Consider the following 13247-nt stretch of genomic DNA (forward strand, 5'->3'; position numbering starts at 1 on the left):
GTTCTACCTATACTCGTATTTTTGTGGATTAAGTAATGAAGTTTGAAGATAAAATTCGAGTGCTGATTGTGGATGATTCTGCGGTAATGCGCCGCATCATCATGAACTCCTTAATGAAGCACCCTGAAATTGAGGTTGTAGGAACTGCTGCCAATGGTCTGTTGGCAATCGAATCCATCAAACGCTCTAATCCCGATATTGTCACTTTGGATGTAGAAATGCCAGAGATGGATGGCATTACCGCCTTGCGAGAAATTCGGAAGATTTATCCTGTATTACCGATCATCATGTTTAGCTCTTTAACCCAAAGAGGGGCTAAGGCTACGATGGATGCCTTAACTTATGGGGCTAGTGATTATGTAGGCAAGCCTCAAGCCTCAGCTGATCCTGCCGATGCCTACAAAGTCCTAGAAGATAATTTGATTCCCAAGATTAAGGCCCTGTGTCAACGGGCAACTGGGGATGGCAATAAGCCCACATCTATTAAAGAGCGTGGCGCAGCTCGCCGGGAAGCGCTCTCTATACCGGTCCCAGAAAAAATTACCGCAATACCGAGTAATCAAACTCCGCCTATGGCCAGCACGAAGGTAGTCAGGCCAGAGGGGCGGCCACTCTATCCGGTAGATGCTCTTTGTATTGGCGTCTCTACCGGAGGCCCAGCAGCCTTAATGAAGGTTTTTGAAATGTGGCGTACGCCTCTCTCGGTACCCATCTTTATCGTCCAGCATATGCCGCCAAAGTTCACCACTTTATTGGCCGCCCGCCTAACTGAAGTTGGCGTGATGCCGGTGCAGGAGCCCTATGAGGGTCAAGAGGCATTAGCAGGACAGGCTTATTTAGCACCCGGTGGCTACCATTTAGAGCTTAGACGGAAGGGTGCAAAAGTCTTTATGCATTTGAATGAAGACCCTCCTGAGAATTCTTGTAGGCCGGCGGTAGATGTTTTATTTAGAAGTGCGGCAAAAGTATATGGACAGTCTTTATTAGCTGTCGTGCTCACGGGTATGGGCTACGATGGTTTACGTGGGGCAGAGGATATTATTCGCAGCAATGGCGTAGTGTTAGCACAAGACGAGGCCACCAGCGTGATTTGGGGAATGCCAGGCGCAATAGCGCAAGCAGATTTAGCCGAGAAAGTGCTACCTCTTGAGTCCATTCCTGATGAAATCCTGTTTCGGACTCAATTGAAATGAATGTAGAAATGAGCCCAATTGATCAAGCGGATATTGAGAGTTTTTTTAATTTAGTAGAAAAAAATATAGGCGTTGCCTTAGATTCAAGTAAGGCTTATTTAATTCAGTCTCGTCTCTCAAGCATTGTTGCTGAGCATCGTTTTGCAGGACTCGCAGCTCTATTGCGGTTCTTAATAACCAACCCCGTTGGTGATATTCATTGGCAGGCTTTTGAAGCAATGACCACCAATGAAACCAGTTTTTACAGGGACACTAGTCCATTTGAAGTTCTTAAAACGACCATTATTCCAGACCTGATTCAGAAACGTAAAGACTCACGCGAGCTAAACATCTGGTCTGCGGCATCCTCTACCGGTCAAGAACCCTATAGTATTGCTATGCTCTTGCGTGAACATTTTCCAGAGCTCGGGGGATGGAATATTCGGATTTTGGCCACCGATATATCTGAGCAGGCACTGGAAAAAGCCAGTTTAGGTATTTATAACCAAACTGAGGTACAGCGCGGCCTCACTGAGACGCAGATTCAGAGACATTTTAAGAAATTACCCAATGGCCATTATGAAATTAGCGCCGATCTGCGAAGCATGGTGCAATTTAAACAGATGAACCTGATTCAAGACTGGCCTTTGATGCCAAAATTTGATTTAATTTTGATTCGTAATGTGTTGATTTACTTTAACCAGGACACGAAAGCCAAAATCGTGAAACGAATCTATTCACAGCTGCTAGATTCTTCATCTTATTTAATTCTGGGTTCGTCAGAATCAATCTTATTTGATCAGACCTATCAAATTGTGCAGTTAGACAGAGTTTCTTATTATCAAAAAAAGAGAATTTAATTCGAGGCAGGGTATATGAACGCAGAAATGACGAATATTTCACCAGAAATCCTAGAGCAAACCAAGGCAATGAAAGTCTTGGTAGTAGACGACAGTCGTACCTTACGTAAGTTGCTCATCCGCGAATTAAATTCAGTAGGGATTACGAATATTCAAGAGGCAGGGGATGGGGTTGAAGCTCTTGAGAAGGTTCGTGCCGAGACCTTCGATCTGATGCTCTTGGATATGGAGATGCCTGAGATGGATGGCCTAGAAACGCTCAAGGCCGTGAAGTCTTCCCCCGAACTTCGCTATTTACCTATTATTGTGGTGTCGGGATCTGAGCATTTTGAAAGAACTATCGAATGTATCCAGGTGGGGGCGGAAGACTACCTTCCTAAACCTTTTGATCCTGTCCTGCTGCGTGCCAGGGTCTTTTCCTCTTTAGAGAAGAAGCGGTTAAGGGATGTTGACCGCGAACGGATTATTCAACTCCAGCATGAAAAAGAATTGCTCAATATCGAGCAAATGAAAACCGAAAAGTTGATGCTGAATATTCTGCCTAAGCCAATTGCTGAGCGCTTAAAGAAAGGCGAGAGCAATATTTCTGGTAGTTATCCTGAGGCCACGATTTTATTTAGTGACTTATCTGGCTTTACCAAGATGGCTTCGAATAAAACCGCTGCTGAATTAGTTAAGCTATTAAATGATTTGTTCGGGCGTTTTGATAGAAGGGCTGAAGATTTGGGTCTGGAGAAAATTAAAACAATTGGTGATGCTTATATGGCCGCCGGTGGCTTGCCGATCCCCCGTTCAGATCATGCGATTATCTGTGCTGATATGGCTCTGGGAATGTTTGATGATCTAGCTGCATTTAATACTGATAATGGTATTGAGTTGCAAATGCGTATCGGCTTAAATTCAGGACCCGTAGTAGCAGGCGTGATCGGCTTTACTAAATTTTCTTATGACCTCTGGGGTAACACAGTCAATACTGCCAGCCGCATGGAGTCAACCTCACTGGTTGGCCGCGTACATATGACACCAGCAACTGCGGAGTTGGTGAAGGATGCCTTTATAGTTGAAGAGCGTGAGTTAGTGGAGTGCAAAGGACTGGGCCAAATATTGACTTCTTTCCTCAACGGTCGGAAGTGATCAAACGAGTTCCCCTACACTGGGTATGACCCAATGTATAGTAACGACTAAGAATTCAGTCATTAGAATAGGAGAAATACCCATGAAACGCTTTTTCCTGGCATTGTTTGCCGCTGTTCTAGCCCTCACCATTTTGGCTTGCTCCAAGACGCCAGATTCCAAAGAAATCAAAGTGGCTGTTTCTCCTGCTTCGCCACCGATGGTCTTCGAGCAAAACGGCAAGATCGTTGGTGCTGACATGGACATCTTTGAAGGTTATTGCCAATCGCGCGGTTGCACTATGAAAGTAACTCCCTATGACTGGGCTGGAATGTTAGGCGCAGTATCTAGCGGTCAAGCAGACGTTGCTTTCTCAGGTATTTCGATTACTGATAAGCGTAAAGAGGTAATGGATTTTTCACAGCCATACTATGACAATGCATGGCACTTAGTCAGCATGAAAAATCGCAACATTCAAATCAAAGATTTAAACGAGCTGAAGAAATATAAAATTGGCTATCCTCGTGGTATGGCATACGACGATCTCATTCGGAATGAGTTAGAGCCAAAAGGCTATTACTCCTTAAGTAAGGTCAAGCTCTATCCTTCCTATACCGAAGTCATTACCGATTTGCAAAACGGCAATATTGATCTGGCCTTTATTGAAGAGCCTGTTCTGGCTAACTACATCAATAAAATGAAGTTACCGATCGAGAGTGATTATGTCTTTAGTGGCTACGATAAGCTCGGCTTTGCCTTTGTCAAAGGATCCAAATTGCGCGATGATTTTGATGCGTATTTAAAAGAAATTGGGCCAGAAAAAATTAAAGCCATTCTCGATAAATGGATGAATTAATTTCTAGGAAATAGAGCATACCAGTGAATTTTTATGACATCCTTGCGCAACTTGCGCATGGGATTTCCTATACCGTTCTGGTCACATTGGTTTGTAGTGCTACGGGCCTGGTGATTGGATTAACACTAGCCTGTCTTCGCCGTCTGTCTATTCCTGGCCTAACCCCACTTATTGATGTCTATACCTATGTGTTTCGGGGTGTGCCAGTCCTCGTATTGCTTTTCATGGTGTATTTTGGTTTGCCCAGTGTCGGTATTAAAGTGCCGCCCTTGATGGCGATGGCAATGAGTCTGGGACTCGTTACTTCTGCCTACCTGGCCGAGGTCTTTCGTGGCGCCTTTAATTCAGTAGACGCGATGGAGATTTTGGCTGGTGAAGCCATGGGCATGAGCAGACTACAAATTCTTTGGTATATCGACTTACCGCAAATGCTGCGTTTCTCTGTTCCCGGCATGATTAATGAGTTCACCTCGGTATTAAAGTATTCCCCTTTTGCTTATACAGTAGGCATTCCTGAGATTACCAAACAAGCAATCGCTTTAACTTCCACTACCTTGCGTGGGGTTGAGGTGTATTTTGCGGTTGGCTTATTGTATTTTGCAATTTATCGTATTTTATTGGGTGGCATTCAACTCATTAACCGCCATTACGCAATACCGGGCTTAGGCAAAGCATGAGATACCAATACAGTGATTTAAGAGAGGCCGCATCATGTCGTTAATTCAGGTCCGTGATTTAAAGAAGGTATTTGGAGAGCAGGTCGTACTTTCCGATATCAACTTTGATGTTCATGATGGGCAGGTGAGGGTATTAATGGGTGCTTCAGGCTCAGGTAAATCAACCCTATTACAGTGCCTCAACCGCTTAGAAGACCCTACTTCTGGATCGATTATTTTTCGTGGCAAAGAGGTAGCGGGTCCAGGTGTTGATGTCCGAGCATTACGCAAACAAATTGGTTTTGTGTTCCAGCAGTTTGCCCTCTATAGCCACTTGACCGTATTAGAGAACGTCACTTTGGCATTAAAAATTCTGGAAGGAATGAAAAAACAGGAAGCCAATGAAAAAGCCTTGGCGACATTAGAAAAATTTGGTATGGCAATACATCAACACAAATATCCAGCTCAGCTCTCTGGCGGTCAACAACAGCGGGTGGCGATTGCGCGAGCCTTAGCAATGGACCCTGCTGTATTGGTACTGGATGAACCCACCTCAGCTTTAGATCCCATCATGTCACGAGATGTGGCAGACCTGATTAACCATCTTCATGATTCCGGTATCACAATGCTCTGTGTCACCCATGACTTGAGTTTGGCTCAAAATATTTCTGATACGGTGATGTTTTTAGATAAAGGCATTATTCGAGCCGACGATAAAATTTCGGTATTGGCCAGTGACAAATCTGATCCAGATATTCAAGCATTCTTTGGCAATAAGGATGGCTTTAAATGAATGCTTGGAAGATCTTTGAGACCGACCTGATTACACAGATGCCGCAAATCTTGGCGGGCCTAGTCAATACGCTGAAACTCGCTGGATTAATTAGTGTGACTGGATTGCTTTTGGGTATCGTAGTGTTTTATTTGGCTATTAGTAAAAATTTCTGGATTCGGACTGTTACTAATTCCTATATCTCTTTCTTTATTGGCATGCCCTTAATCGTATTACTCTTTTTAATGTATTACGGCTTGCCGCAATGGGGTATCCGTATGGATCCCTTTGTAGTTGCCACTATTGGCTTTACTTTAAATGTAGCAGCCTATAACGCGGCGTACATGAAGACGGCCTACAACGGCTTGAATTTTATTCAACTGGAGGCTGCTGCTGCCCAAGGATTTAATCCATTGCAAATTTTTCGTCTCATTACCTTACCGCAAGTAATAAGGTTATCAATACCGGCCTTAACCAACCAGGTGATCGGAAACTTAAAAGACAGTTCGGTAGCATTTTTAATTCAGTACACGGAGTTTTTTGCGCGGATGCAAGAGTTGGCCGCCAGCAACTTTCAGTTCTTCAAGGCCTACTTATTAACCGCCCTTGTTTACTTAGCAATGGTTTCAGTAATCGTATTGTGTGCTCGTGCCATTGAGCGCCGGGTGGTGTTTCCGACAGCACAGTCTAATTGACATAAATTCATTTAGCCCAATAAAAAAGCGACCCGAAGGTCGCTATTTTTTATTCCCAAAACCTGCTGGCAATATTATTTTGAAGTAGGCATGACAAACTCTGCACCTTTAGCAATGCTTTCTGGCCAGCGCTGCATGACACTCTTCTGTTTGGTATAGAAGCGAACGCCTTCTTTGCCATAGGCATGCATATCGCCGAAGATGGATTTTTTCCAACCACCAAAGCCATGCCATGCCATCGGTACCGGAATCGGTACGTTAATACCAACCATACCGACTTGAACACGGCGCGCAAATTCACGAGCGATGTTGCCATCACTGGTAAAGCAAGCGACGCCATTACCATATTCACAAGAGTTCACTAAATTGAGTGCTTCAGTAAAGTTTGCAACACGCATGCAAGATAGTACTGGTCCAAAGATCTCTTCAAGATAGATCTTCATATCGGCAGTCACGTTATCAAACAAAGTGCCACCAATAAAGAAGCCAGCTTCATTTCCGGAGACCTTTAAACCGCGACCATCAACCAACAGCTTGGCGCCAGAAGCGACACCGCTATCGATATAGCCAGTAATACGCTCTAGTGCTGCCTTAGTCACGATGGGGCCCATTTCAGCATCGAGCTCCATGCCATTCTTTACTTTCAGTGTCTTGGTGCGCTCGATCAGTTTTGGCATGATCTTATCAGCCGCATCACCTACCAGTACCGCTACTGAAATCGCCATACAGCGCTCACCAGCAGAACCGTATGCAGCGCCAATCAAAGCATCAATTGCTTTATCGATATCGGCATCCGGCATGATGACCATATGATTTTTAGCGCCACCCAACGCTTGGGAACGCTTACCAAAGTGTGCACAACGCTCATAAATGTAATTGGCAATCGGGGTAGAGCCCACGAAACTCACTGCTTTAACAAGGGAGTTCTCAATCAACGCATCTACGGCTTCTTTGTCACCTTGCACTACGTTAAACACGCCATCAGGCAATCCCGCTTCTTTAAGAAGTTTCGCCATGAATAGTGAAGCGGAAGGATCGGTTGGACTTGGTTTGAGGATGAATGAATTGCCGCAGGCAATCGCCATAGGGAACATCCACATCGGAACCATTACTGGGAAGTTAAATGGCGTAATGCCAGCCACCACACCTAAAGGTTGGCGCATTACCCAGTTATCAATATCGGTAGAAACTTGTTCTGTGTACTCACCTTTGAGTAATTCTGGAATACCGGTAGCAAATTCCACAATTTCAATTCCACGGGTGACTTCACCTTGGGCATCAGTAAACACCTTGCCGTGCTCAGCGGTGATCATGGCTGCTAATTCATCGCGGTTGGCATTGAGTAACTCGAGGTACTTAAACATGATGCGTGAGCGACGTAATGGGCTAGTCTGACTCCAGGTCTCAAAAGCCTTTTGTGCGACGGCTACAGCAGTATCCACTTCGGATTTGCTAGCTAGGGCCACGCGGCGGGCTACAGCGCCTTTAGTAGGGTTGTAAACATCGGCAAAACGTCCGTCTTTTGGGTTTACTAGATTTCCGCCAACATAATGGCCAACATCTTCTTTTGATTCAAAGGCTTTAGGTGCGTTCATAGTCTCTTGTAATGAGTAATTTGTAAGGTTTGGGTAAATAAAGCCCTGCTTCCAAAGGTCTGCAGGACTTTGCTGTCTCGTTTATTCTGATTTTTAGTATTCTATCGCTTAAAGGCATTTTTCGTATTTTTGACCCATTTACCAGCATTTAAAGGCATTTCGATGAGCATTCTCTTTTCAAACTACACCCTTAATTCCCCCCGCGGGCCGCTGACGCTTGCGAACCGGATTGTGGTTGCGCCCATGTGCCAATATTCAGCGAATAATGGCGAGGCAACAGATTGGCACTTGATGCACTGGGGCAATTTATTAAATAGCGGTGCAGCTTTATTCATTATTGAGGCCACTGGCATTACCCCCGAAGGACGTATTACGAATGCCTGCTTAGGCCTGTGGGATGACCGTACTGAAGCGGCTCTGAAAGATAAGTTAAGTCGGGCAAGAGCCTTGGCCCCAGCGATACCGGTTTTTATTCAGTTGGCGCATGCGGGCCGTAAAGCTTCTAGTGCCACTCCTTGGGATGGTGGGCAACTGCTTTCCCCAGAGAATGGTGGCTGGGAAACACTAGCACCTTCAGCGATTCCCCAATTGGATGGGGAGCGCTTGCCCCATGAATTAAGTAAGGATGAGCTTAAACAACTCATCGCAGACTTTGTGGCATCAGCCAAACGTGCAGATCGTGTCGGGGTCGATGGTATCGAATTGCATGGTGCGCATGGTTATCTACTACATCAATTTTTATCTCCGATTGCCAATCAGCGTACTGATGAATATGGCGGCGCATTTGAAAATCGCATTCGCTTTCCCTTGGAACTCTTTTCGGCCGTAAGAGCAGCATATCAAGGTGTTTTGGGTATGCGGATTTCAGCGCATGATTGGATTGATGGGGGCTGGAATCCAGAGGAGAGCTCGAATTTCGTAACCCAATTGAAGCCCTTGGGTTGTGACTTTGTACACATTTCTTCTGGTGGTATTTCACCAAAACAAAAAATTGCTTTGGGCCCTAAATATCAGGTGCCCTTTGCGAAGATGGTGAAAGAGCTGTCTGGCTTACCAACGATGACGGTTGGTTTAATTACCGATCCCCACCAAGCAGAGGAAATCCTTCAAGACGGTGATGCTGACCTAATTGCCTTAGCGAGAGCATTCCTCTATAAACCGCGCTGGGGTTGGGAGGCTGCAGCCGCCTTGAATGCTACGGTAACGGCTAATGAGCGTTACTGGCGTTGTTTGCCGCGCGAAGCCCAGGCGGTATTTGGGAATGTGAAAGTAGGGCAACGATAAATCCTTCAGTAAGCGCTACACTGAATGAATAAAAAGAAAATCAGGAGACCAGCATGAAAAGATTCCATCTCACACAAAAGCTATTGGTTTCATTGGGCTTTGCTTTAAGCGCTCAACTTGCTGCTGCCCAAGCATTCCCAGATCGTCCAATTACTTTGGTGGTGCCTAATCCACCGGGTGGTTTGGTGGATACTTCTGCGCGCCTCTTGAGTGAACCGCTGGCGCGCGTCATTGGCCAGCCAATCATTGTGGATAACAAGCCTGGCGCCAGTGGTAACACTGCCTATCAATCTGTTGCTAAGGCAAAACCCGATGGCTACACACTACTAATTTCTTATTCTGGATATCACGTTGGTAATCCAGCACTGTTTGACAAGTTACCGTGGGACCCTGTTAAAGATTTTTCACCGGTTGCTTTGCTAACTGTTTCAACCAATGTGATTGCCGTTCATCCTTCAGTGCCAGTCAATAACTTAAAAGAATTTATCGCCTATGCCAAAGCGAATCCCGGTAAGTTAAATTATGCCTCGCAAGGTAATGGCTCTGTTTCTCATATTGGCACCGAGATTTTTAAACAAACCACCGGTGTGGAGATGGTTCACGTACCGTATAAAGGATCGGGCCCAGCGATTCAGGATGTCTTAGCGGGTCAAGTACAAGTTTTTATTAGTACACCGCCCTCATTAATGCAGCATGTCCAAAGTGGCAAGCTCAAAGGCTTGGCAGTTACTGGTAAGAATCGCCACCCCGGCATGCCTAATGTGCCAACGACTGCCGAGGCCGGCTTACCTTCATTCCAATTAGAGTCCTGGGTAGCCTTGTATGCGCCTGCAGGCACACCCGCACCCGTGATTAATAAACTTTCTGATTCCGTAAAGCAGAGTCTGGCTTTACCTGAAGTGAAAGACCGCTCTGATGCTGCCGGTGTTGAATTGCGTTATCTCAACCCAGCTCAGATGGATGCTTTGCTTAAGAAAGAATTGCCTTATTGGAGTAAAGCCATCAAAGCTGCCAATATCACTCTTGATTAAGAGGTCCTTATGCCTGATCTCGTAAAACGGGGTCAGGTAATGCCTGAGCAAATGCTCTCGCAACACTCAATAAGAAATGGTCTTTACCTGGTCCGGCAATGAGTTGAATGCCAACTGGCAGGCCATGCGGTCCATTGCCAATATTTATATTGATGCAAGGAAGTCCTAATAAGGTCCATTCTCTACAGAAGATCGGATCACCAGTTCCCTCTTTTAGTAATGGCGCTTCACCAATCGCGCTTGGTGCAATCAATATATCGATTTCATGATCAAAAAGATCTTCTATTGAAGTCCGAGCCTTTTTAGCCCGCAGCAAATCTTTTGCGTATTCCTCATAGCTGATCTTAGCGCCATCATCTATTTGTTTGAGTAGCACTGGGCTTAATTTCTTGTGAAAATGCGCGCGTTCAAAAGCTAAGCTTCGTGACATTTCAGACTGCATGATTCGTGTTTGCACCTGAATTAAATTATCGCAAGCTTTTGGTAGGACATGATTGCGAATGGCTCCCTTAGAAATCGTTTCCGCTGTATGACGTGCTAGAGCTAATGCACTGATAGTTTCTTTGCTGGCACTTGACCAATGTGCTGTCTTACAAATCCCAATACGGGGTTTGTTTTGTAAATCAGCGACTCTAGCGAGCTGATGATCGCCGCTCATTGCAGCCACACCAAGGGCTACATCTTCTACCGTTCTACCAAAACAACCCAGGGTATCGAGTGAAATTGCCAGACTCTTAACCCCAGCAACACTGATCTTTCCATAGCTAGGCTTATAACCCACTACGCCACAAAATGACGCTGGACGAATGATGGAACCAGCTGATTGGCTGCCGATAGCAAGGGGAATCATGAAGTCTGCAACCGCAGCAGCAGATCCGCTTGAGGAACCACCAGGAGTATGTTGATTGTCATGGGGGTTGCTTGTAGGACCACCCTTAAAGAAGGCAAACTCGCTTGTGACGGTTTTACCCAGAATAATTCCGCCGGCTTGTCGCATCAGTGCTACAGAGACGGCATCGGTACTGGGGTAGTGATTGGCGTAAATCGGGGAGCCATAGGTGGTAGGTAGGTCGTAGGTATCAAATAAGTCTTTCACCCCGATTGGGAGGCCATGCAATAGCCCCTGAATAGCCCCTCTATCCAGTTCCTTAGCGCGCGCTAGGGCATTCTCTTTCCCTAGGCTGACCCAAGCCTTCACCAGGCTTTCTCTTTGCCCGATGCGGTCTAGGCAGGAGAGGAGTAAGTCAGTCGCCTTAATTTCTCGTTTAGAAAGCGCTTTGACTGCTTGGGAAGCGCTGAGGCTTTCTAGATCTTTCATACCAACATAATACGGTTGGTGGCGTATGATCGCAATTTAGTATTTTTAAACTTCCCCAATTGAGTCAATAGTAAGCAAAAGATGAAGCAACATTCAGTGCGTGAAGCCTGGCTAGTAGACGCTGTAAGGCACCTAGAACCTGTATTTTCTAAAGCAGGCTATGCCATCCCCCCAGTCAGAGTTTCCTGTGGCTTTCCAGCCTCTAGTAGCCCCAGAACTACTTTGGGACAGTGTTGGCCGCGGGAACGCTCAGGCGGGGGTGTCAACGAGATTTTTATCTCCCCCAAGATTGATGACCCAGTGCAATTACTAGACACCTTGGTACACGAGTTATGCCATGCGGTAGACGATTGCTTTAGTGGTCATGGGGAAGATTTCAAGGGCATTGCCCAGACAGTGGGGCTTGAGGGTCCTGCCAGAATGGCGCATGCAAGCGAAGAGCTGATGGTGAGGCTGATGATGATCAGTCAAGAGCTCGGCCCATATCCTCATCAAGCCATCGTTTTTCCGCCGCCTAGACCAAGCAATGCGAGTCGCAGCAAAGCCAAGTGTGGCCAATGTGGCTTTGAGGTGACCTTACTAAAAAAATGGGCTAGCTATGGTGCGCCGATTTGTCCAAAGGATAATATCCGGATGCAGGAAGATGCGCCTGAGACGATTGAAAATACCAGCGATTACGATAGCGAATCAGTGACTAAGGGGAGCAAAAATCCTCCAGATGAAATTCGTCGTGCCATCAGCTAGTATATAAAACTAGACTGATTTCCATTGATAACCATTCATTCAAATTTTGAGACAAAAAAATGAGCGCAAAGAAAATATTTAAAAACCCCAAAATCGCTGTCATCGCTGGCGACGGTATTGGTAAAGAAGTGATGCCTGAGGGTATTCGTGCGCTAGAAGTCGTAAACCAGAAGTTTGGGATTGGCATGCAATTTGATCATTTTGATTTTGCGAGTTGCGACTATTACCTCAAGCACGGCAAGATGATGCCAGACGACTGGTTTGATACCTTGATGCAATATGACGCGATCTTTTTTGGCGCTGTGGGCATGCCCGATATTCTTCCTGATCACGTCTCTTTGTGGGGTAGCTTGATTCAATTCCGCCGTGGTTTTGACCAATACGTGAACCTGCGACCGGTTCGATTGCTGCCAGGCGTGCCATGCCCATTAGCTAATCGCAAGCCGGGTGATATCGATTTCTTTGTGGTTCGTGAAAATACCGAAGGCGAGTATTCCAGCGTTGGTGGCAAGATGTTTCCCGATACCGACCGTGAATTCGTCATTCAAGAATCGGTATTTACACGGCAGGGCGTAGATCGGATTTTGCAATATGCCTTTGAGTTAGCAAAAAGCCGTCCCAAGAAACATTTAACGTCAGCAACCAAATCCAATGGGATTGCGATCACCATGCCGTATTGGGATGAGCGTGTCGAAGCAATGTCTAAAAACTATGCTGATATTCGTACCGATAAATATCACATTGATATTTTGGCAGCGCATTTTGTTATGAATCCCGATCGATTTGATGTAGTGGTCGCTAGTAATCTGTTTGGCGATATTTTGTCGGACTTAGGGCCTGCCTGTACCGGGACCATTGCGGTTGCGCCATCAGGAAGTATTAATCCTGAAGGCAAGTTCCCGTCTTTGTTCGAGCCTGTTCATGGTTCAGCACCAGACATTTACGGCAAGATGATTGCCAATCCGATTGGGCAGATCTGGAGTGGATCAATGATGCTCGACCACCTTGGCTACCCAGAGGCTGGCAAAGCAATCTTTAACGCGATTGAGAAGGTGTTAGCGGCTGGCCCAGGTAATGCACCCTTGACGCCAGACCTTGGTGGAACAGCTAAGACGGATGATCTCGGTAAGGCGATAGCTGCAGCAATCTAA

The 13247-nt window shown here is 45.9% G+C and carries 13 protein-coding genes; 11 read left to right on the forward strand and 2 right to left on the reverse strand.

What is annotated here, in order from left to right; all coding sequences use genetic code 11:
• Positions 1-35 precede the first annotated feature (35 nt).
• The 7 genes from ICN45_RS00615 (at position 36) to ICN45_RS00645 (ending at position 6124) form a co-directional block, all read left to right on the forward strand.
• Positions 36-1193 (forward strand): protein-glutamate methylesterase/protein-glutamine glutaminase, encoded by a 1158-nt coding sequence (locus tag ICN45_RS00615; protein WP_216172032.1) that lies wholly within the window; start codon positions 36-38, stop codon positions 1191-1193.
• An 8-nt stretch (positions 1194-1201) separates the two neighbouring features.
• Positions 1202-2032: a CheR family methyltransferase gene (locus tag ICN45_RS00620; RefSeq protein WP_216172034.1), complete on the forward strand. Its 831-nt coding sequence runs from the start codon at positions 1202-1204 to the stop codon at positions 2030-2032.
• Positions 2033-2047: 15 nt separating this feature from the next.
• A complete protein-coding gene (locus tag ICN45_RS00625; protein ID WP_216172036.1) occupies positions 2048-3166 on the forward strand; it encodes an adenylate/guanylate cyclase domain-containing protein in 1119 nt (372 codons plus the stop codon).
• Between the two features lie 82 nt (positions 3167-3248).
• Positions 3249-4001, forward strand: a complete 753-nt coding sequence (locus ICN45_RS00630) for a transporter substrate-binding domain-containing protein (RefSeq protein ID WP_216172038.1) — start codon at positions 3249-3251, stop codon at positions 3999-4001.
• Positions 4002-4024: 23 nt separating this feature from the next.
• Positions 4025-4678, forward strand: coding sequence for an amino acid ABC transporter permease (locus tag ICN45_RS00635; RefSeq protein ID WP_216172040.1), 654 nt, complete (start codon positions 4025-4027; stop codon positions 4676-4678).
• Positions 4679-4712: 34 nt separating this feature from the next.
• Entirely contained in the window at positions 4713-5450 is a 738-nt protein-coding gene (locus ICN45_RS00640) for an amino acid ABC transporter ATP-binding protein (RefSeq protein WP_216172042.1), read from the forward strand.
• Positions 5447-6124, forward strand: a complete 678-nt coding sequence (locus ICN45_RS00645) for an amino acid ABC transporter permease (protein WP_216172044.1) — start codon at positions 5447-5449, stop codon at positions 6122-6124. The genes ICN45_RS00640 and ICN45_RS00645 overlap by 4 nt, the downstream gene beginning before the upstream one ends.
• Positions 6125-6198: 74 nt before the next feature.
• On the opposite strand, the gene ICN45_RS00650 is transcribed toward ICN45_RS00645, so the two are convergent.
• Positions 6199-7719, reverse strand: coding sequence for a CoA-acylating methylmalonate-semialdehyde dehydrogenase (locus tag ICN45_RS00650; protein ID WP_216172045.1), 1521 nt, complete (start codon positions 7717-7719; stop codon positions 6199-6201).
• Between the two features lie 162 nt (positions 7720-7881).
• On the opposite strand from ICN45_RS00650, the gene ICN45_RS00655 reads away from it, so the two are divergent.
• Both ICN45_RS00655 and ICN45_RS00660 read left to right on the forward strand, forming a co-directional pair.
• Positions 7882-9003, forward strand: coding sequence for an NADH:flavin oxidoreductase/NADH oxidase (locus tag ICN45_RS00655; RefSeq protein ID WP_216172047.1), 1122 nt, complete (start codon positions 7882-7884; stop codon positions 9001-9003).
• Between the two features lie 53 nt (positions 9004-9056).
• Positions 9057-10034 carry a Bug family tripartite tricarboxylate transporter substrate binding protein gene (locus tag ICN45_RS00660; protein ID WP_216172049.1) on the forward strand — a complete coding sequence of 326 codons (978 nt, stop codon included), beginning with the start codon at positions 9057-9059 and terminating at the stop codon, positions 10032-10034.
• Between the two features lie 7 nt (positions 10035-10041).
• On the opposite strand, the gene ICN45_RS00665 is transcribed toward ICN45_RS00660, so the two are convergent.
• Positions 10042-11352 (reverse strand): amidase, encoded by a 1311-nt coding sequence (locus ICN45_RS00665; RefSeq protein ID WP_216172051.1) that lies wholly within the window; start codon positions 11350-11352, stop codon positions 10042-10044.
• An 81-nt stretch (positions 11353-11433) separates the two neighbouring features.
• Here ICN45_RS00665 and ICN45_RS00670 point away from each other — a divergent pair, with 81 nt between their 5' ends.
• The gene (locus ICN45_RS00670; protein ID WP_216172053.1) at positions 11434-12096 is read left to right on the forward strand and encodes a SprT family zinc-dependent metalloprotease; all 663 of its coding nucleotides are present in this window, start codon (positions 11434-11436) and stop codon (positions 12094-12096) included.
• A gap of 59 nt (positions 12097-12155) precedes the next feature.
• Positions 12156-13247: a tartrate dehydrogenase gene (locus ICN45_RS00675; protein WP_216861698.1), complete on the forward strand. Its 1092-nt coding sequence runs from the start codon at positions 12156-12158 to the stop codon at positions 13245-13247.

Origin of the sequence: Polynucleobacter alcilacus, assembly GCF_018881545.1 — a bacterium.
Taxonomy (GTDB): Bacteria; Pseudomonadota; Gammaproteobacteria; order Burkholderiales; family Burkholderiaceae; genus Polynucleobacter; species Polynucleobacter alcilacus.

Excerpts from the sequence above, each read along its gene's own strand:
- ICN45_RS00615 (WP_216172032.1), top strand. The coding sequence starts at position 36 with ATGAAGTTTGAAGATAAAATTCGAGTGCTGATTGTGGATGATTCTGCG.
- ICN45_RS00620 (WP_216172034.1), top strand. The coding sequence starts at position 1,202 with ATGAGCCCAATTGATCAAGCGGATATTGAGAGTTTTTTTAATTTAGTA.
- ICN45_RS00625 (WP_216172036.1), top strand. The coding sequence starts at position 2,048 with ATGAACGCAGAAATGACGAATATTTCACCAGAAATCCTAGAGCAAACC.
- ICN45_RS00630 (WP_216172038.1), top strand. The coding sequence starts at position 3,249 with ATGAAACGCTTTTTCCTGGCATTGTTTGCCGCTGTTCTAGCCCTCACC.
- ICN45_RS00640 (WP_216172042.1), top strand. The coding sequence starts at position 4,713 with ATGTCGTTAATTCAGGTCCGTGATTTAAAGAAGGTATTTGGAGAGCAG.
- ICN45_RS00645 (WP_216172044.1), top strand. The coding sequence starts at position 5,447 with ATGAATGCTTGGAAGATCTTTGAGACCGACCTGATTACACAGATGCCG.
- ICN45_RS00650 (WP_216172045.1), bottom strand. The coding sequence starts at position 7,719 with ATGAACGCACCTAAAGCCTTTGAATCAAAAGAAGATGTTGGCCATTAT.
- ICN45_RS00655 (WP_216172047.1), top strand. The coding sequence starts at position 7,882 with ATGAGCATTCTCTTTTCAAACTACACCCTTAATTCCCCCCGCGGGCCG.
- ICN45_RS00660 (WP_216172049.1), top strand. The coding sequence starts at position 9,057 with ATGAAAAGATTCCATCTCACACAAAAGCTATTGGTTTCATTGGGCTTT.
- ICN45_RS00665 (WP_216172051.1), bottom strand. The coding sequence starts at position 11,352 with ATGAAAGATCTAGAAAGCCTCAGCGCTTCCCAAGCAGTCAAAGCGCTT.
- ICN45_RS00670 (WP_216172053.1), top strand. The coding sequence starts at position 11,434 with ATGAAGCAACATTCAGTGCGTGAAGCCTGGCTAGTAGACGCTGTAAGG.
- ICN45_RS00675 (WP_216861698.1), top strand. The coding sequence starts at position 12,156 with ATGAGCGCAAAGAAAATATTTAAAAACCCCAAAATCGCTGTCATCGCT.